Annotated in this window: 16 protein-coding genes, 1 tRNA gene and 1 riboswitch; of the genes, 13 read left to right on the plus strand and 4 right to left on the minus strand. The window is 69.6% G+C overall.

The features are described 5' to 3' along the window. The 9 genes from AOJ26_RS11825 to AOJ26_RS11865 all read left to right on the plus strand — a co-directional run. Positions 1–1,231, plus strand: a 1,231-nt coding sequence (locus tag AOJ26_RS11825; protein ID WP_053848204.1) for a cytochrome P450 family protein, incomplete at its 5' end; no start/stop codon positions are given. A 190-nt stretch (positions 1,232–1,421) separates the two neighbouring features. Then, on the plus strand, positions 1,422–2,423 hold the full coding sequence (locus AOJ26_RS11830) for a transglycosylase family protein (RefSeq protein ID WP_053848205.1): 1,002 nt from the start codon (positions 1,422–1,424) through the stop codon (positions 2,421–2,423). 205 nt (positions 2,424–2,628) lie between these two features. After that, a riboswitch (cyclic di-AMP (ydaO/yuaA leader) is annotated at positions 2,629–2,806 on the plus strand. A gap of 4 nt (positions 2,807–2,810) precedes the next feature. Further along, positions 2,811–3,500, plus strand: a complete 690-nt coding sequence (locus tag AOJ26_RS11835; RefSeq protein WP_053848206.1) for a transglycosylase family protein — start codon at positions 2,811–2,813, stop codon at positions 3,498–3,500. Between the two features lie 294 nt (positions 3,501–3,794). Further along, entirely contained in the window at positions 3,795–5,081 is a 1,287-nt protein-coding gene (eno, locus tag AOJ26_RS11840; protein WP_007382562.1) for a phosphopyruvate hydratase, read from the plus strand. Between the two features lie 134 nt (positions 5,082–5,215). Then, complete coding sequence (locus AOJ26_RS11845; protein WP_053848207.1) at positions 5,216–5,692, plus strand: FtsB family cell division protein; 477 nt, start codon at positions 5,216–5,218, stop codon at positions 5,690–5,692. Between the two features lie 30 nt (positions 5,693–5,722). Next, a complete protein-coding gene (locus AOJ26_RS11850; protein WP_053848208.1) occupies positions 5,723–6,277 on the plus strand; it encodes a DUF501 domain-containing protein in 555 nt (184 codons plus the stop codon). Further along, complete coding sequence (locus AOJ26_RS11855; protein WP_053848209.1) at positions 6,274–7,215, plus strand: Ppx/GppA phosphatase family protein; 942 nt, start codon at positions 6,274–6,276, stop codon at positions 7,213–7,215. Before AOJ26_RS11850 ends, AOJ26_RS11855 begins: the two co-directional genes overlap by 4 nt. A 432-nt stretch (positions 7,216–7,647) precedes the next feature. Next, positions 7,648–9,024 carry an NAD(P)/FAD-dependent oxidoreductase gene (locus AOJ26_RS11860; protein ID WP_078959856.1) on the plus strand — a complete coding sequence of 459 codons (1,377 nt, stop codon included), beginning with the start codon at positions 7,648–7,650 and terminating at the stop codon, positions 9,022–9,024. A gap of 144 nt (positions 9,025–9,168) precedes the next feature. Further along, positions 9,169–10,458: an SAM-dependent methyltransferase gene (locus tag AOJ26_RS11865; RefSeq protein WP_086724167.1), complete on the plus strand. Its 1,290-nt coding sequence runs from the start codon at positions 9,169–9,171 to the stop codon at positions 10,456–10,458. Between the two features lie 63 nt (positions 10,459–10,521). Here AOJ26_RS11865 and AOJ26_RS11870 read toward each other — a convergent pair whose 3' ends face one another. Both AOJ26_RS11870 and AOJ26_RS11875 read right to left on the minus strand, forming a co-directional pair. Next, positions 10,522–13,050, minus strand: a complete 2,529-nt coding sequence (locus AOJ26_RS11870) for an ABC transporter permease (RefSeq protein ID WP_053848212.1) — start codon at positions 13,048–13,050, stop codon at positions 10,522–10,524. Next, positions 13,050–13,820 (minus strand): ABC transporter ATP-binding protein, encoded by a 771-nt coding sequence (locus AOJ26_RS11875; protein ID WP_053848213.1) that lies wholly within the window; start codon positions 13,818–13,820, stop codon positions 13,050–13,052. The genes AOJ26_RS11870 and AOJ26_RS11875 overlap by 1 nt, the downstream gene beginning before the upstream one ends. Positions 13,821–14,211: 391 nt before the next feature. Between AOJ26_RS11875 and AOJ26_RS11880 the strand changes: the two genes are divergently transcribed. Next, positions 14,212–14,295, plus strand: a tRNA-Leu gene (locus AOJ26_RS11880). Positions 14,296–14,344: 49 nt separating this feature from the next. Here AOJ26_RS11880 and AOJ26_RS44340 read toward each other — a convergent pair. Together AOJ26_RS44340 and AOJ26_RS11890 are read right to left on the minus strand one after the other, a co-directional pair. Then, entirely contained in the window at positions 14,345–14,497 is a 153-nt protein-coding gene (locus AOJ26_RS44340; protein WP_234358533.1) for a hypothetical protein, read from the minus strand. 445 nt (positions 14,498–14,942) lie between these two features. Next, on the minus strand, positions 14,943–15,320 hold the full coding sequence (locus AOJ26_RS11890) for a helix-turn-helix domain-containing protein (RefSeq protein WP_053848215.1): 378 nt from the start codon (positions 15,318–15,320) through the stop codon (positions 14,943–14,945). Between the two features lie 232 nt (positions 15,321–15,552). Between AOJ26_RS11890 and AOJ26_RS11895 the strand changes: the two genes are divergently transcribed. From AOJ26_RS11895 to AOJ26_RS11905, 3 genes are all read left to right on the plus strand, one after another. Then, a complete protein-coding gene (locus AOJ26_RS11895) occupies positions 15,553–15,768 on the plus strand; it encodes a hypothetical protein (protein ID WP_234358534.1) in 216 nt (71 codons plus the stop codon). 52 nt (positions 15,769–15,820) lie between these two features. Continuing rightward, the gene (locus AOJ26_RS11900) at positions 15,821–16,039 is read left to right on the plus strand and encodes a hypothetical protein (RefSeq protein WP_053848216.1); all 219 of its coding nucleotides are present in this window, start codon (positions 15,821–15,823) and stop codon (positions 16,037–16,039) included. A gap of 108 nt (positions 16,040–16,147) precedes the next feature. Further along, a complete protein-coding gene (locus tag AOJ26_RS11905) occupies positions 16,148–18,076 on the plus strand; it encodes a hypothetical protein (RefSeq protein WP_053848217.1) in 1,929 nt (642 codons plus the stop codon). Positions 18,077–18,115 lie beyond the last annotated feature (39 nt).

Genomic DNA, 18,115 nt, shown 5'->3' on the forward strand with positions numbered 1-18,115 from the left:
CTTCACCTGGGAATTCGCCACCGACCCCTACCCCGCCTACGCCTGGCTCCGCGAGCACGCCCCCGTGCACCGGACCCGGTTGCCCAGTGGGGTGGAGGCGTGGCTGGTCACCCGTTACGTCGATGCCAAGCAGGCCCTCGCCGACCAGCGGCTCAGCAAGAACCCCGCGCACCACGACGAGCCCGCGCACGCCAAGGGCAAGACCGGTATCCCGGGGGAGCGCAAGGCGGAACTGATGACGCATCTGCTGAACATCGATCCGCCGGACCACACGAGGCTCCGACGGCTCGTCAGCAAGGCGTTCACGCCCAGGAGGGTCGCCGAGTTCGCGCCGCGCGTGCAGGAGTTGACCGACCGTCTCATCGACGGGTTCGCGGCCGGCGGCACCGCCGACCTCATCCACGAGTTCGCCTTCCCGCTCCCCATCTACGCGATCTGCGACCTGCTCGGCGTCCCGCGGGAGGACCAGGACGACTTCCGGGACTGGGCGGGCATGATGATCCGGCACGGAGGGGGGCCGCGGGGCGGTGTCGCGCGGTCCGTGAAGAAGATGCGCGGCTATCTCGCCGACCTCATCCACCGGAAGCGGCAGGCACTGCCGGACGAGCCCGCGCCCGGTGAGGACCTCATCTCCGGGCTCATCCGGGCCTCCGACCACGGTGAGCACCTCACCGAGAACGAGGCCGCGGCCATGGCCTTCATCCTGCTGTTCGCGGGTTTCGAGACCACGGTCAACCTGATCGGCAACGGCGTGTACGCCCTTCTCACCCACCCCGAGCAGCGGCACCGGTTGCAGAGGTCCCTCGCCGACGGGGAAAGGGGCCTCCTGGAGACCGGGGTGGAGGAACTCCTCAGGTACGACGGCCCGGTCGAACTGGCCACCTGGCGGTTCGCCACCCAGCCCCTGCGGATCGGCGGGCAGGACATCGCAGCCGGGGACCCGGTGCTCGTGGTCCTCGCGGCCGCGGACCGGGATCCGGAGCGGTTCGCCGACCCGGATGTGCTCGATCTGTCCCGCCGTGACAATCAGCACCTCGGGTACGGCCACGGCATCCACTACTGCCTCGGTGCCCCGCTGGCCCGGCTGGAGGGCCAGACCGCGCTCGCCACCCTCCTCACCCGGCTCCCGGACCTTCAACTCGCGGTGGATTCGGCGGATTTGCGCTGGCGTGGCGGACTCATCATGCGTGGACTGCGCACTTTGCCCGTGGAGTTCACGCCCGTCCGGTAATCGACCGAGGGGTCCGGGCTATCCCGGTGGGATGCCGCGTAAACATGACACGCCCTCAAGTCTGTGATCTTCACGTGATCTACGCGGCATTAACTTGTGACAAGTGATCGAATCCCTATACGTTCACGGACCAGCGCGGTCCCCGTACCACTGCCGCGCGGGTACTTGCTGTCTCGGGAAAGGTCCCTCCATGCTCTCCGGGAACGGTCGTCACCGTCGCCCCCGTCAGGCTCCGGCTCTCCTCGTGGCGGCCGGTGTGACGGGATCCGCCATCGCGATCCCTCTGCTCGGGGCGACCGGGGCGAGCGCCGCCACCGGCACCACGTGGGACCGGGTCGCGGAGTGCGAGAGCGGTGGCTCCTGGAGCGCGAACGACGGCAACGGCTTCTACGGCGGCCTTCAGATGTCCCAGGAGAACTGGGAGAAGTACGGAGGCCTGGAGTACGCCGAGACCGCGGACCTGGCCAGCCGTAACCAGCAGATAGCCGTGGCCGAGAAGCTGCTCGCGGACCAGGGCATCGCCGCCTGGCCGACCTGCGGGCTGCTCGGCGGTCTCAGCAAGGACGCGAGTTCGGCCGACGTCGACACGGGTGTGGGAAGCGGTACGCCCTCGGCCTCGGCCTCGGCGTCCGGCTCGTCCGGATCATCCGGTTCAGAGGGTTCTTCCTCTTCGTCCGGTTCCTCCAACTCGTCGGGTTCCGAGGAGTCCTCCGGTCTGCTCGACGCACTGGACGGATCGTCCGCGACGCCCTCGCCGTCGGCGACCCCCTCTGGCGATGACAGCTCCGCAAAACCGGACAAGAAGAACTCTTCGGGTTCCGGGAGTTCCGCCGAGCAGGACGCGCAGCCGTCCGACAGCTCGCCCGTGGTGAGCACAGAAGAGGACGAAGCGGACAAGTCATGGCAGGAGGGCGGCTCTTCGGCTCTCGTGGACGTGGGTGCCCTGGGTTCCGGCAAGCACCGCGGCGACAGTGCCGAGGAAAGTGTGACGAAGAGCGCGGCCTCTCCCACGACCGGTCGGCACGCCGCCGCCACCTACACGGTCCAGGAGGGCGACTCCCTCGTCTCCATCGCCGACTCCCTTGGCCTCGACGGCGGATGGCGTGCCCTCTACGCCGAGAACAAGGACCGCATCGGGGCCGACCCGAGCAACATCGTTGCCGGTCAGACGCTCGACACAGGGGCTGAATAGGGTCGAAAAGACCTGAAAAACAGCGGGAGTTCACGTCACACTTCGCACTGAATGTCCACTTTGGTGAAAGTGTGGGATGAGTCTCAGAAGCCCTGATCGTCTTTGAAATTCCGCCGAACGCATGTCTACGGTCGTGACCGCTCGGCAACCCGAGCCCCGTCTGCCGCAACGCCGAATCCTGCCAGCGGCCGTACGGGAACAGTCGTCGCGTCAAGCGCCGTAGGCAGGAGCGGGGGACCCAAGGTAAGCGCCGGGCCCAGCAGTTCACGCTGGACCGGCTAGGGGTGAAGCCGCGCAAGGAGCCGCAGGGCACCGAGCGCGACCGGGCAACTCAACCGGCCCGAACCCGACAGCTCACCTCGCAGGCGTCGGTGAGGGGATCGATCCATGCTGTTTTCCGGCAAGGGCAAGCACCGTCGTCCGTCCAAGGCCACCCGCGCCGCCGCGCTCGCCGGCGTCACCGGTGTCGCCATCGCCGCCCCGCTGATGGCCGCGGGCAACGCCTCCGCCGCCACCGCCTCCGAGTGGGACGCCGTCGCCCAGTGCGAGTCCGGCGGCAACTGGTCCATCAACACCGGCAACGGCTACTACGGCGGTCTGCAGTTCTCCGCCTCCACCTGGGCCGCGTACGGCGGCACGCAGTACGCCGCGCAGGCCAACCAGGCCAGCAAGGCCCAGCAGATCGCCGTCGCCGAGAAGGTCCTCGCCTCCCAGGGCAAGGGTGCCTGGCCGGTCTGCGGCACGGGCCTGTCCAGCGCCGCCTACAACGGCGGCAGCAGCTCGTCCTCCTCCAGCTCCTCGAACTCGAACTCGGGCACCAGTACCCGTTCGACCGACGAGCAGAGCGCCTCCCGCTCCTCCGAGCGTCCGGCCGCCAAGAAGACCGTCACCACCCCGACCGGCAAGAAGGTCAAGAAGGGCGACGGCGAGTACAAGGTCGTCAAGGGTGACACCCTCAGCTCGATCGCCGAGAAGCACAAGGTCAAGGGCGGCTGGCAGAAGCTGTTCAAGCTGAACAAGGACATCATCGACGATGCCGACTTCATCTTCCCGGGCCAGCAGCTCCACCTGAAGTAGGACCCGGCCGAACCACAGGGCCCTCACAGCCGTGTCCTCCAGGATGAAGGCCTCGTGAGGGTCACCCCCCGTCCCCACGGGCTCCCCGCTCCGGTGCGTGTTCCCCCGTACGCACCGGGGTGGGGCTTTTTCATGCGCGGGTGCCGGCCCGTCTTTGTTCAGTTCGGAAACAATTTACTCTCGGTTCTGTCCATGGGTCGGTCCACACGGTGGCCGATCCCCCGGAGCCGGTTAGGCTCGGTCTCGCAGAACCCACCGCGGTCCCGGCGGACCGTGTCACATCCCAAGAAGGAGATGCTCGTGCCGTCCATCGACGTCGTCGTAGCCCGGGAAATCCTGGACTCCCGAGGCAACCCCACGGTCGAGGTCGAGGTCGGCCTCGACGACGGCAGCACCGGTCGTGCCGCCGTCCCGTCCGGCGCCTCCACGGGCGCCTTCGAGGCCATCGAGCTGCGTGACGGTGACCCGAACCGCTACCAGGGCAAGGGTGTGGAGAAGGCCGTCCTCGCGGTCATCGAGCAGATCGGCCCGGAGCTCGTCGGCTACGACGCCACCGAGCAGCGTCTGATCGACCAGGCGATGTTCGACCTGGACGCCACCGACAACAAGGGCTCGCTCGGCGCCAACGCCATCCTCGGCGTCTCCCTCGCCGTCGCCCACGCCGCCTCCGAGGCCAGCGACCTCCCGCTCTTCCGCTACCTGGGCGGCCCGAACGCGCACCTGCTGCCGGTGCCGATGATGAACATCCTGAACGGCGGCTCGCACGCCGACTCCAACGTGGACATCCAGGAGTTCATGATCGCCCCGATCGGCGCGGAATCCTTCTCCGAGGCGCTGCGCTGGGGCACCGAGGTCTACCACACCCTCAAGAAGGTCCTGAAGAGCAAGGGCCTGTCCACCGGTCTCGGCGACGAGGGCGGCTTCGCGCCGAACCTGGAGTCCAACCGCGCCGCCCTGGACCTCATCCTCGAAGCGATCAAGGAAGCCGGTTACATCCCCGGCGAGCAGGTCGCCCTGGCGCTCGACGTCGCCGCCTCCGAGTTCTACAAGGACGGCAAGTACCAGTTCGAGGGCAAGGACCGCTCGGCCGCCGAGATGACGGAGTACTACGAGGAGCTCGTGGCGGCCTACCCGCTCGTCTCCATCGAGGACCCGCTGTTCGAGGACGACTGGGCCGGCTGGAAGGTCCTCACCGACAAGCTGGGCGACAAGGTCCAGATCGTCGGCGACGACCTGTTCGTCACCAACCCGGAGCGTCTGGCCCGCGGCATCGAGGACGGCGCCGCCAACGCGCTGCTCGTCAAGGTGAACCAGATCGGCTCGCTCACCGAGACCCTCGACGCCGTCGAGCTCGCCCAGCGCAGCGGCTTCAAGTGCATGATGTCCCACCGCTCCGGCGAGACCGAGGACGTCACCATCGCCGACCTGGCCGTCGCCACCAACTGCGGCCAGATCAAGACCGGTGCCCCGGCCCGCTCCGAGCGCGTCGCCAAGTACAACCAGCTCCTGCGCATCGAGGAGATCCTCGACGACGCCGCGGTGTACGCCGGCCGCAGCGCCTTCCCGCGCTTCAAGGGCTGAGCGCGTAAAGGGCTGAGCAGCGTCAAGGGCTGCCCCCGGCAGGGCTAAGCCTTAGCCAGTCGTACGTACGTCCCCGTACCGGTCCCGTACCGTGTGCGGGGACGTACGCACGTAGAAGGGGAGGCGGAGAGCCGATGGCCGTGAAGGACCGGGACCGTTTCTCCACCACGACCAGGATCAGGCTGCTCGGCGAGCAGACCGCGGCCCGTGTCTACCGCTCCCAGACCAAACGGCAGGCCCGCCGCTCCCGGCTGACCGGCCGGGCCGCGCTGCTCGCCCTGGTGCTGTGCACGCTGGTGGTGGCGCTGGCGTACCCGATAAGGCAGTACGTCTCGCAGCGCGCCGAGATCGCCGATCTCCAGCGGGAGAAGGAGCAGGCCGCCGAGCGGGTCGAGAAGCTGCGCGACCTCAAGGCGCGCTGGCAGGACGACGCGTACGCGGAGCAGCAGATCCGGCAGCGGCTGCACTACGTGATGCCGGGGGAGACGGGGTTCGTCGTCGTCGACCCGGACGCGGCGAAGCAGTCCCGCAGCGACCTGGGCGCGGCCGACCGGCCCTGGTACGCGAACGTCTGGGACGGGGTCGACAAGTCCGACGCCTCCGACCAGTGAACCGACCGATGGACCGATAGAAAGACAGGCATGGAAACGCCTCCGCCCTCCACTCCGCGTACCGAGCCGACCGACGCGGACGTCGAGGCCTTCAAGCAGCAGCTCGGGCGGCCGCCGCGCGGACTGCGCGCGATCGCGCACCGCTGCCCCTGCGGTCAGCCGGACGTGGTGGAGACGGCCCCCCGCCTCCCCGACGGCACGCCCTTCCCGACGACGTACTACCTGACGTGCCCGCGCGCCGCCTCGGCGATCGGCACCCTGGAGGCGAACGGCGTCATGAAGGAGATGACGGAGCGGTTGCAGACCGATCCGGAGCTCGCCGCCGCCTACCGGGCCGCGCACGAGGACTACATCGCCCGGCGTGACGCCATCGAGGTCCTGGAGGGCTTCCCGAGCGCGGGCGGCATGCCGGACCGGGTGAAGTGCCTGCACGTCCTGGTCGGCCACTCGCTGGCCGCGGGCCCGGGCGTCAACCCGCTGGGCGACGAGGCGATCGCGATGCTGCCGGAGTGGTGGCGCAAGGGCGCGTGCGTGACCGTCACCGAGCAGCAGGAGCAGCAGGAGCAGCAGGAGGAGGCCCAGTGACCCGGGTCGCCGCGATCGACTGCGGTACGAACTCCATCCGTCTCCTCGTCGCGGACTGCGACCCGGAGACCGGTGAACTGGTCGACCTGGACCGGCGCATGACGATCGTGCGGCTGGGCCAGGGAGTCGACCGGACCGGCCGGCTCGCGCCCGAGGCGCTGGAGCGGACCTTCGCCGCGTGCCGGGAGTACGCGGCGGTCGTCAAGGAGCACGGGGCCGAGCGGCTGCGGTTCGTCGCCACGTCCGCCTCCCGCGACGCGGAGAACCGGGACGAGTTCGTCCGGGGCGTCCTGGACATCCTCGGTGTCGAGCCCGAGGTGATCTCAGGGGACCAGGAGGCCGAGTTCTCCTTCACCGGGGCGACCAAGGAGCTCACGGGCAGCGACCACCTGGCCAGGCCCTACCTGGTCGTGGACATCGGCGGCGGCTCGACGGAGTTCGTCGTGGGCGACGACCGGGTGCGGGCCGCACGTTCCGTGGACGTGGGCTGTGTGCGGATGACCGAGCGGCACCTGGTGCGGGACGGGGTCGTCAGCGACCCGCCGACCGACGCGCAGATCGCCGCGATGCGGGCCGACATCGAAGCCGCGCTCGACCTCGCCGAGGAGACCGTGCCGTTGCGCGAGGCACGCACCCTGGTGGGGCTCGCCGGGTCCGTGACCACCGTGTCGGCGATCGCGCAGGAGCTGCCCGAGTACGACTCGCAGGCCATCCATCACTCCCGGGTCTCCCGCGACCGCGTCCGTGAGATCGCCGAGTGGCTGCTGCACTCCACCCACGCCGAGCGCGCGGCTGTGCCCTCCATGCATCCGGGGCGCGTGGACGTGATCGCGGCGGGCGCCCTCGTACTGCTCACGATCATGGAGCGGATCGGTGCCGAGGAGGTCGTGGTGAGCGAGCACGACATCCTCGACGGGATCGCGTGGTCCATCGCGTAGGCGCCGCCGGGCACCTCTGCTGAGCAGGCAGAACAACGTATGAGCGTCTCTGAGGGGCCCTTCGGGGCCCCTCTTCGTCGTGCCGCCCGGAAAGTTCGTGAAGTTCTTCACAAGGAATTGGGCCCTGTCGGACGACGAATGTGGTCCGGTTGACCCTTCCGGGGCCCCAACACCCGTGTGAACACGTTCAAAACGGTGGGATGCGGACCTCGGGGGAGGGGTGCGCGAGGGTCCCGCGAACACCCCTCACGGGACCGATTCCGGCACGGAGAGGCAGCTCACGCGGCATTGACAACGGAGATCCCTACACCGTGGTTCCCGTTCCGCGCCATGACCTGGGTCACGCGAGTCGCGGAGGATAGCACACCCCTTGGAAGAGCTTGTGAAGGGGCGCACGAGCGACCCCCCTGGGGCGGGTGGATACTCGATGGCATGAGCACCACGGAGCGTCCCAGGATCCTCGTAGTAGGCGGTGGGTACGTAGGCCTGTACGCAGCTCGGCGCATTCTCAAGAAGATGCGCTACGGCGAGGCGACCGTCACGGTCGTCGACCCCCGGTCGTACATGACCTACCAGCCCTTCCTCCCCGAAACCGCCGCCGGCAACATCTCCCCGCGCCACGTCGTCGTCCCGCTGCGACGCGTGCTGCCGAAGGCGGAGGTTCTCACCGGCCGGGTCACCACCATCGACCAGGACCGCAAGGTCGCCACGATCGCCCCGCTGGTGGGCGAGGCGTACGAGCTGCCTTTCGACTACCTGGTGATCGCGCTCGGCGCGGTCTCCCGCACCTTCCCGATCCCCGGCCTCGCCGAGCAGGGCATCGGCATGAAGGGCATCGAGGAGGCCATCGGCCTGCGCAACCACGTGCTTGAGCAGCTCGACAAGGCCGACTCCACGACCGACGAGGAGATCCGCCGCAAGGCGCTCACCTTCGTGTTCATCGGCGGTGGCTTCGCGGGTGCGGAGACCATCGGTGAGGTCGAGGACATGGCCCGCGACGCGGCCAAGTACTACACCAACGTCTCGCGCGAGGACATGCGGTTCATCCTCGTCGACGCCGCCGACAAGATCCTCCCCGAGGTCGGCCCCAAGCTCGGCCAGTACGGCAAGGCGCACCTGGAGAGCAGGGGCGTGGAGATCTACCTCTCCACCTCGATGGACTCCTGCGTCGACGGCCACGTGGTCCTCAAGAACGGCCTGGAGGTCGACTCCAGCACCATCGTGTGGACCGCCGGCGTCAAGCCCAACCCGGTCCTCGCCCGCTACGGCCTCCCGCTGGGCCCGCGCGGCCACGTGGACACCGCCCCGACCCTCCAGGTCCAGGGCACCGACTACATCTGGGCCGCCGGCGACAACGCCCAGGTCCCGGACGTCGCCGCCCGCAAGGCCGGCGTCGAGAACGCCTGGTGCCCGCCGAACGCCCAGCACGCGCTGCGCCAGGCCAAGGTCCTCGGCGACAACGTGATCTCCGGCATGCGGGGCTTCCCGCAGAAGGAGTACAGCCACTCCAACAAGGGTGCTGTTGCGGGTCTCGGCCTGCACAAGGGCGTCGCGATGATCGTCATGGGCAAGATGAAGATCAAGCTCAAGGGCCGTCTCGCCTGGTACATGCACCGCGGCTACCACGGTCTGGCCATGCCGACCTGGAACCGCAAGATCCGCGTCTTCGCCGACTGGACCCTCGGCATGTTCCTCAAGCGCGAGGTCGTCTCCCTCGGCGCCATGGAGAACCCGCGCGAGGAGTTCTACGAGGCCGCGCGCCCCGTGCCGGCCGCCGAGCCGAAGAAGACCGAGGCGAAGGCCTCCTGACCCTCCCGGTCGCCGAACGAACCGAAGGGCCCCCTGCCATCCGTGGTGCAGGGGGCCTTTCGGGGTTTTCCGGGATTGACCATGACCCTTCGGTTGTTTACCCGGGTGGACAAATCCGGGATCCTCGTCACGGAGGTGTGGGCCATGGCGGATGCCGCACTGCGGCTGAAGAGTCTGCTCGAACAGTTGCTGGGAGCCGAGCTCCCGGTTCGGATCCGGGCCTGGGACGGCTCACAGGCGGGGCCGCCCGGCGCGCCCACCCTGTTCGTCCGCAACCGCCGCGCCGTGCGCCGACTGCTGTGGAAGCCGGGCGAACTGGGCCTGGCCCGCGCCTGGGTCGCCGGGGACCTCGACATCGAGGGCGACTTCTACGCCGCCCTCGGCCTGCTCTCCGGCCTGGTCTGGGAGCGCGACGACACCCGCTCCGCCCTCCGGGTCCTGCGTGACCCGCAGACCCGCGCCGCGCTGCTCGGACTCGTCCGGCTCGCCGGTCTGCCGCTGCCCCCGGCCCCGCCCCGCGAGGAGATCCGCCGCACCCGGGGCCATCTGCACACCAGACGCAGCGACAAGCGCGCCATCAGCCACCACTACGACGTCGGCAACGGCTTCTACGAGACCGTCCTCGGCCCGTCCATGGTGTACTCCTGCGCCTACTGGCCGAGCCCGGACGGAACCCTCGAACAGGCCCAGCACGACAAGCTCGACCTCGTCTGCCGCAAGCTCGCGCTCCAGCCGGGACAGCGGCTCCTCGACGTCGGCTGCGGCTGGGGCTCGATGGCGATCCACGCCGCCCGCGAGTACGGCGTGCGCGTCGTCGGCATCACCCTCTCCCAGGAGCAGGCCGCCTACGCCCGCAAGCGCGTCGCCGACGCCGGACTGACCGACCGGGTCGAGATCCGCGTACAGGACTACCGCGACGTGGCCGACGGGCCGTACGACGCGATCTCCTCCATCGGCATGGCCGAGCACGTGGGATCGGAGAAGTACCTGGAGTACGCCGAGGACCTGTACCGGCTGCTCGCGCCCGGCGGGCGGCTGCTCAACCACCAGATCGCCCGGCGCCCGCTGTCCGACGAATCGGCCTACGACCTCGACGAGTTCATCGACGCCTACGTCTTCCCCGACGGCGAGCTCGCCCCCGTCGGCACCACGGTGACCCAGCTGGAGCGGGCCGGGTTCGAGGTGCGGGACGTCGAGTCGATCCGTGAGCACTACGCGCTCACCCTGCGCCGCTGGGTCGCCAACCTGGAGGCCGGGTGGGAGCGCGCGACCCGGCTGGCCGGTCCGGGCCGGGCCCGGGTCTGGCGCCTCTACATGGCCGCCTGCGCCCTCGGCTTCGAACGCAACCACCTCGGCGTCAACCAGGTCCTGGCCGTCCGCACCCCCGAGTCCGGCCGGTCCGGGATGCCGCTGCGCGCCCGCACCTGGAACTGAGCGCGTGCAAGGGGCCCGCCACCCCCTCCGTGACGGGCCCCGAGTGCCGTAACCCCTGCTCCGCTACTCCGCCTTGATGGCGGCCAGCATGTTCATGCGGGCCGCCCGGCGGGCCGGCCACAGCGCGGCGAGGATGCCGACCGTCGCCGCCAGCAGCAGGAAGACGGCCATCCGGGCCCAGGGCAGGACCAGTTCGTACGTCGCCATCTTCGTGCCGAGCAGCTCACCGGCCGCCCAGCCGAAGAAGACGCCCAGTCCGATGCCGAGGACACCGCCGAACAGGGAGATGACCAGGGACTCCAGGCGGACCATCCGCTTGATGCCCTTGCGGTCCAGGCCGATCGCGCGGAGCATGCCGATCTCCTGGGAGCGCTCGAACACCGACATGGCCAGCGTGTTGATGACGCCGAGGACCGCGACGATCACCGCCATCGCCAGCAGGCCGTAGAGCATGTTCAGCATCAGCGTGAACATCTGCGCGATGGACTCGGAGAGGTCCTTCTTGTCCTGGACCTTGATGGCCGGATTGGTGCCGAGCACCTTCTCCAGCCGGTCCTTGGTGGCGTCCGAGGCCCCGCCGGACGTCTTCAGCATGACCTGCATGTCGGACAGGTCGCTCAGGTGCGGGTTGATCGTGGCGGTGTCGACCATGATGCCGTGGATCAGCTCGTTGCCCTCGTAGATCCCGGCGACCGTGAGCTTCTGCGCCTTGCCGTCCTCGTAGTGCACGGTGAAGGCCGAACCCGCCTTCCAGCCGTGGGACTTGGCCGTGTCCTGGTCCGCGACGACCCGCGTGCCGCCGACCTCGAAGGTGCCGCTGTCGGTCTTCAGGTCGGTCAGCTTCCCGATCGCCGGGCCGTTGACGCCGGTCAGGTACTCGGTCTCGCCGTCGATGCGGGAGGGCGCGTTGCGCAGCGGGCTGACGGCGGTGACGCCCTCGGCCTTCGCCAGCTTCTTCTCCACGTCGGCGGAGAGCTCGTTGCCGTTCGCCATGGAGACGACGTAGTCGGCCTTGACGGCCGCCGAGGCCATCTTGTCGATGGACTTCTGGAGGCTGCCCGCCATCACCGTCATGCCGGTGATGAGGGTGAGGCCGATCATCAGCGCGGAGGCGGTGGCGGCCGTACGGCGCGGGTTGCGCACCGAGTTCTGGCGGGCGAGCTTTCCGGAGATGCCGAAGACGCGCATCAGCGGGGCCGCCGCCGCGATCAGCGGCCGGGACAGCAGGGGGGTGAGGATGAAGACGCCGATGATCAGCAGGACCGCGCCCAGCCCCATGGGGGCCTGGCCGTCCGAGCCCTCCATCGTCGTGGCCGCCAGGACGACGGCGACACCCGCGCCGCTGAACAGCGCGCCCAGCGTGTTGCGCAGCACCAGCGACTTGGTCGTCGCCTTGGCGTGCACGCTGCTCATCGCCGCCACCGGCGGGATCTTCGCGGCCCGGCGGCCCGGCAGCCAGGCCGCCAGCATGGTGATCAGCACACCGACCGCGAGGGCCGCGCCGACCGTGCCCGGCGTGATGACCAGCGGGCCGTCGGGGACGGTCGCGTCGAACGTGCCCATCAGGGACCGGAGCCCGGCGCCGATGCCGATGCCGGCCACGAGACCGGTCACGGCGGCCACCAGGCCCACCACGAACGCCTCGATCAGCACCGACCGCGTGACCTGCCGGCGGGACGCGCCGACCGCCCGCAGCAGGGCCAGCTCCTTGGTGCGCTGGGCGACCAGCATGGTGAAGGTGTTGGCGATGATGAAGGTGCCGACGAACAGCGCGATGCCGGCGAAGACCAGCAGGCCCTGCTTGAGACCGCTCATCGAGGCCGCGATCATCTCGGCCTGCCGGTCGGCGAGTTCCTCGCCGGTCTCGGTCTCCACCTGGCCCGCGGGGAGCGCCTTGTCCAGGGCGGCCCGCAGCGCGGCCTGGGAGGTGCCGGGGGCGGCCTTCACGTCGATCTCGTCGTACGTCCCCGGCTTGCCGAACAGCTTCTGGGCGGTGGCCGTGTCGAACAGCGCGAGGCTGCCGCCGGCCGCGACATTGCCGTCGTCGGTGGTGAAGATGCCGGTGACGACCGGCTTGAGGACCGGGCCGTCGACCGAGATGCGCACGGTGTCGCCGACCTTGTAGCCGGCCCGCTTCGCGGTCTCCGAGTCGATGGCGACCTGGTTCGCGCCGTGCGGCGCGGTGCCCTCGGCGAGCGGGTACCGGGGGTCCTTGCCCCCGTAGTAGTTGCCGCCCTGCGACTGGAAGCCGCCGCCGATGAGCTTGCCGTCCTTGTCGGCGATGGCGGTGAAGCCGCTGACGACACCGATGGCGTTCGACGCGCCGGGGACCTTGGCGCTCTGGTCGAGCAGAGACTGGGTCAGCTCATGGCGCTTGCCGAGCGTATTGCCCTTGTCCTCGTCCCATTTGGAGGTGACGGCGACGTCGACCTGGTCGAAGCCCTTGGCCGAACTCTTCTGGTAGGCCTCGGAGATGGTGTTGGTGAAGACGAGGGTGCCGGAGACGAACGCCACGCCGAGCATCACGGCGAGCACGGTCATCAGCAGTCGGGCCTTGTGCGCGAGGACGTTGCGCAGGGCGGTGCGGAACATCAGCTGGTGCGGCCCTTCGCGTCGAACTGCTTCATGAAATCAAGGACGTTGTTGGCCGTCGGCTTGTACATCTCGTCCACGATCCGGCCGTCCGCGAGGAAGACCACCCGGTCCGCGTACGCCGCGGCCACCGGGTCGTGGGTCACCATGACGACCGTCTGGCCCAGCTCCCGCACGGAGTTGCGCAGGAAGCCCAGGACCTCGGCGCCGGAGCGCGAGTCGAGGTTTCCGGTCGGCTCGTCGCCGAAGATGATGTCGGGCTTGGACGCCAGGGCCCGGGCGACGGCGACGCGCTGCTGCTGGCCGCCGGAGAGCTGGGCGGGGCGGTGGCTGAGCCGGTCCCGCAGGCCGACCATCCGGATGACCGAGTCGAGCCACTCCTTGTCCGGCTTGCGGCCCGCGATGTCCATCGGGAGCGTGATGTTCTCCAGGGCCGTCAGGGTCGGCAGCAGGTTGAACGCCTGGAAGATGAAGCCGATCTTGTCCCGCCGCAACTTGGTGAGCTGCTTGTCCTTCAGGGAGCCCAGCTCGGTGTCGCCGATGCGGACCGACCCGGAGGAGAAGGTGTCGAGGCCGGCCACGCAGTGCATCAGCGTGGACTTGCCGGAACCGGAGGGGCCCATGATCGCGGTGAACTCGGCCTGCCGGAACTCGACGGTGACCCGGTCCAGGGCGACCACCTGGGTCTCGCCCTGTCCGTAGATCTTCGACAGATCCGTGGCGCGTGCGGCCACGGAGGTGGCCCGGCCGGCGACTGGTGTGGTGGTCACGGGATGGAACTCCTAGCGGGACGACGTCGTTGAAGGACGTCTTCCATCGTGGTGGCCGGACGCCGTCGTGTAGTCAGCCGCAGTCCTGGTTCCGGGGGCAGACTTCGGAGGGACCGCGCCGCCCGGTGTCATACCTGGGGATGACGGCGGCCCCTGATCAGGGGCGTGCGCGGAGAACAGGTGGAGCGTCCTCGTTCGGGCGGTGAAATTCCGTCATTCCGTATGCGCGGCCGGGTGCCCCGCGTAAGGCTATTGGCAAGTGCGGATGGCCTGTTCCATGGTCTGATGCACCCTCAGACGTCAATAAAATAAGACAACATCGGCCCGCCCGCCCACTGTTCGAGGGATGCGTCCCGATAGGCTCGGGACCTCAAACGCGGAGCCATGACCTGCCCGGATGGTGGAATGCAGACACGGCGAGCTTAAACCTCGCTGCCCCTTCGCGGGCGTGCCGGTTCAAGTCCGGCTCCGGGCACTTCCCCGCCCACGCGACGAGTACGCACGCGTGGGCCGGCGTCCTGTCGTCACCCTTCGTAAACGGTCAGTACGGCACCGTCGATCTCGATCCTGCGGCCGGCGCGCAGGCCGTCCCGGCGCAGGGTTCTCAGACAGGTGTGGAACAGGGGCAGCTCGTCCGTGTCCAGGACGGCGGCGGCCAGTTCCACGAGTTCGGTCATTGATTGGTCGGTCAGTACCTCGGGCAGCTCGCCGGAGAGCAGAACGACGGATTCTCCGGCGGGCCCACGGACCACGGCCGTGGCCGGCCCGCCATGCACGAACAACACATTCCCCCCTGGGAGCCCGGGGTCGTGCGGCTCTCGCTCCTCGGGCAGGACGAGAGACTAGCGGGGCGGTGCGGCGCTTTCGGGCACAGTCGAATTCTTTTTCCGACTCCACGGAAGAGTGAACATCCCCGGTCGCGGACCGCCGCCGCACGGTCACTTCTGTGGCGGGCGGTGGGGCGGTTGGTCGGCCGCGGGTGCGTGGGGGCTGATCGCGCAGTTCCCCGCGCCCCCAGGTGGGGGCAGTCACGCACGTTGCTCCGGAGCCGCACAGGCCGCCGCAGGCATCGGGGGCGCGGGGAACTGCGCGATCAGCCCCCACCGGCCCGCAGCCGACCGACTATTGCTTGGGTGTGCGGTCCAGGAGGGACTCCACCAGCGCGGCGACATGGCGGCGGTCGTCCGCCGAGAGTTTCTGGACACTGGCGATCAGGAGGTCCACCTCGGGGTCGGCCTCGGCGTCCTGGCCCTGCGGGCTGCCGTACACGTGGATTCCGCAGGCCTCCGCGGCGGCCCGGCGGACGGTGTCCAACGGAAGTTCCAGTCCCTTGGACAGTCCCTCCAGCGTCGTCGACTGGGGCATGCGGACGACGCGGTCGGTGGTCGCCAGGTGGTGGACGGTGGAGCGCGGGACGCCACCGCGGCGCGCCACGTCGCCGTAGGACCAGCCCTTGCGGTCCAGGCGCTCACGGATCAACTGCTGGAGTGCGTTGGCCACGGGTGGGTCACTTCCTGCTCGCCGCTCGGCGGAACCGTCCATGTCGGGGCCGATTCTACGGGCGGCCCCACCTGCCGCCGGAAGAGTGATTCCCCGAACGGGTTGCGCGGTGGCCCCGCGAAGCCCTAGTGTCCAATCTCGTTGGACAGCTCGTCCGACCAAGTTGGACAGAGTCCGGGGGGAACCTGACTCGGTCCGACCGGAAATGCCCATCCCTGAGGGGGAATTGATCATGATGGACGCTCACGAGCTCGAGGCCGAGTCCGCGGAACTGCTGCCGGGCCGCGAGGCCCTCGGTCGTCTGAAGTTCAGCTTCAACAAGACGACCAACGTCACCAAGCACATCGCCAACGTCGAGGCCCACAACTCGTCCATGGCCGTCAACGACCACTCCTTCGCCTCGGCCGCCGCCTCGCAGGCCGGCCAGAGCATCACGGTCACCCAGTAACACCCGCGCACCACCTCGAACCCGATCCACACCACCTGAAAGGACGTCCGTCATGAGCATGGACATGCACGAGCTGGAGACCGAGTCCGCCGAGCTGCTGCCGGGCCGGGAGGCCCTGGGCCGTCTGAAGTTCAGCTTCAACAAGACGACCAACGTCACCAAGCACATCGCCAACATCCAGGCGGACAACCAGTCCGCGGCGCTGAACGACCACTCCTCCTACTCGGTCGCCGAGTCGCAGGCCTCGCAGTCGATCACCGTCAAGCAGTAGCACCGGTGTGACCACGGCCGTCGGGGTGGGCCGCCCGTACCAGCGGTGCGGTCCACCCCGACGGCCGTGCCAGGGGGGAAACGGGGAGGACGTGGGGGGAGACCACATATGACAGTGCTCGGAGACGGGCCCCCGACGCTGTACGACCCGGGGCCGGTGCCCGGGCCGGGCGGCTGGCCGGTGACGTACGAGCAGGTGGCGACGGGCAGCCTGCCGGTCGTCGAACAGCGGCTCGTGCCGCGGCTGAGCGCGGGACTGCGACTGCACGGCGAGTACCAGGGATCGGGCTTCACCGAGCCCAAGTACATCGCCCGTCGGGGGGACGGGCAGGTCGTACAGCTCTCGCGGCTGCTGTACCTGGTGGCGTCCTCCGTCGACGGGGAACGCGACACCGAGTCCATCGCCCACCGGGTGAGCGCGCGCTTCGGCCGCGAGGTCAGCGGCGAGAACATCCGCTTCCTCGTGGAGAAGAAGCTCGAACCGCTCGGCGTCACGGTCCCCGAGGGGCAGGAGAGCGACGAGGTCGACGCCCCGCGCTCCGACCTGCTGCTCGCCCTCAAGGGCCACCGGGTCATCTTCGACGAGCGGCGCACGGCCCGGATCGCGCGGCTGTTCGCCTGGCTGCACCGGCCGGTCGTGGTCGCGTCCGTGCTGCTCGCGGCCGTGGCCATGGATGTGTGGCTGTTCGGTTTCTTCGGGGCGATCGAGCCGGTCCTGGAGGTCCTCGACCAGCCGGTGCTGATCCTGATCGTCTTCGCCCTGACGGTGGCCTCGCTCGTCTTCCACGAGTTCGGCCACGCGTCCGCGTGCCGGTACGGGGGTGCCCGGCCCGGGTGCATCGGCTGCGGGATCTTCCTCATCTGGCCGTCGATGTACACGGACGTGACGGACGTGTACCGGATCGGACGCGGCGGCCGGATCAGGACCGACCTGGGCGGGGTCTACTTCAACGTGGTCTTCATGCTCGGCATGGCCGGGCTGTACTTCGCCACGGGGGAGCCCTTCTTCCTGGCCGCGGTGTACCTCGGGCACTTCGAGATCCTCGAACAGCTGATGCCGGCGGTACGCCTCGACGGCTACTACATCCTCGGTGACCTCGCCGGCGTCCCCGACCTCTACGGCAAGATCAAGCCGATCCTGCTCGGACTGGTGCCGGGCAGGAAGGGGCGGGCGGCGCGCAAGGAGGTCGCCGGGCTGAAGAAGTCGGCGCGGACCATCGTGGCCACGTGGGTGCTCACCATGGTGCCGCTGATCATCGGCGAGATGGGCTACGCGCTGTGGAACCTGCCCCGGATCATCGCCACGATGACCCGGTCCATGGTCGAGCAGTTCTCCGGCACCGGGGCGGCCTTCGCGGACGGCCAGGTCGTCGAGGGACTCGTCGGGGTGCTGGGCTGTCTGATGCTGCTGATCCCCATGGGCGGTGTCGTCTATCTCTCCGTGAAGATCGGCGGACGGCTCCTGCGGGCCGCGAAACGGTCCACGGCGGGGCGGCCCCGGCTGCGGGTGGCGCTGTGCGTGGTGGTCCTCGCCGGGCTGGCGGGCCTCAGCTACGCGTGGACGTCGGGGCTGACGCCCCAGCCGCTCCCGAAGAAGCCCCCGATCGCGCCGATCCTCCAGCCCGGCGTGTCTACGGAGGAGCCCCAGCCCCGGCAGGCCACCACTCCGGACGGCGACTCCTCGACCTCCGACCAGGACACCCCGGACGACCCGGCGGACCCGGGCTCGGGCGCGGTCGCGCCCACGGCGGCGGGCCGTTCCGCGGGCTCGGACGCGTCCTCGCCCGGCACGTCCTCCGGCGCCTCGGCGTCTTCCGCACCGGCGTCGTCCGCGACGGCCCCGGGCCCGGCGGGCGGGGGTTCCTCCCGCGGGCCGGCCTCCCCGACGCAGGGCACGTCGGCGGGCCCGGAACCGTCGTCACCGGGCACGGGCCCCTCGGCCCCCGCCACGCCTCCGACCCCGTCGGAGAGCATCCCGGCGTCACCCACCGAGACGGCCTCCCCGCCACCGGCCAGCGGTTCGCCGGGGGCGTCCTGAGGGTCGGCCGTCCACTCCCGGAGACGGCGGGGGCGGAGA

The sequence above is a fragment of the Streptomyces sp. NRRL B-24085 genome (assembly GCF_001282115.1).
GTDB lineage: Bacteria > Actinomycetota > Actinomycetes > Streptomycetales > Streptomycetaceae > Streptomyces.

Excerpts from the sequence above, each read along its gene's own strand:
- AOJ26_RS11900 (WP_053848216.1), top strand. The coding sequence starts at position 15,821 with ATGAGCATGGACATGCACGAGCTGGAGACCGAGTCCGCCGAGCTGCTG.
- AOJ26_RS11895 (WP_234358534.1), top strand. The coding sequence starts at position 15,553 with ATGATGGACGCTCACGAGCTCGAGGCCGAGTCCGCGGAACTGCTGCCG.
- AOJ26_RS11860 (WP_078959856.1), top strand. The coding sequence starts at position 7,648 with ATGAGCACCACGGAGCGTCCCAGGATCCTCGTAGTAGGCGGTGGGTAC.
- AOJ26_RS11845 (WP_053848207.1), top strand. The coding sequence starts at position 5,216 with ATGGCCGTGAAGGACCGGGACCGTTTCTCCACCACGACCAGGATCAGG.
- AOJ26_RS11870 (WP_053848212.1), bottom strand. The coding sequence starts at position 13,050 with ATGTTCCGCACCGCCCTGCGCAACGTCCTCGCGCACAAGGCCCGACTG.
- AOJ26_RS11830 (WP_053848205.1), top strand. The coding sequence starts at position 1,422 with ATGCTCTCCGGGAACGGTCGTCACCGTCGCCCCCGTCAGGCTCCGGCT.
- AOJ26_RS44340 (WP_234358533.1), bottom strand. The coding sequence starts at position 14,497 with ATGACCGAACTCGTGGAACTGGCCGCCGCCGTCCTGGACACGGACGAG.
- eno (WP_007382562.1), top strand. The coding sequence starts at position 3,795 with ATGCTCGTGCCGTCCATCGACGTCGTCGTAGCCCGGGAAATCCTGGAC.
- AOJ26_RS11850 (WP_053848208.1), top strand. The coding sequence starts at position 5,723 with ATGGAAACGCCTCCGCCCTCCACTCCGCGTACCGAGCCGACCGACGCG.
- AOJ26_RS11905 (WP_053848217.1), top strand. The coding sequence starts at position 16,148 with ATGACAGTGCTCGGAGACGGGCCCCCGACGCTGTACGACCCGGGGCCG.
- AOJ26_RS11865 (WP_086724167.1), top strand. The coding sequence starts at position 9,169 with ATGGCGGATGCCGCACTGCGGCTGAAGAGTCTGCTCGAACAGTTGCTG.
- AOJ26_RS11835 (WP_053848206.1), top strand. The coding sequence starts at position 2,811 with ATGCTGTTTTCCGGCAAGGGCAAGCACCGTCGTCCGTCCAAGGCCACC.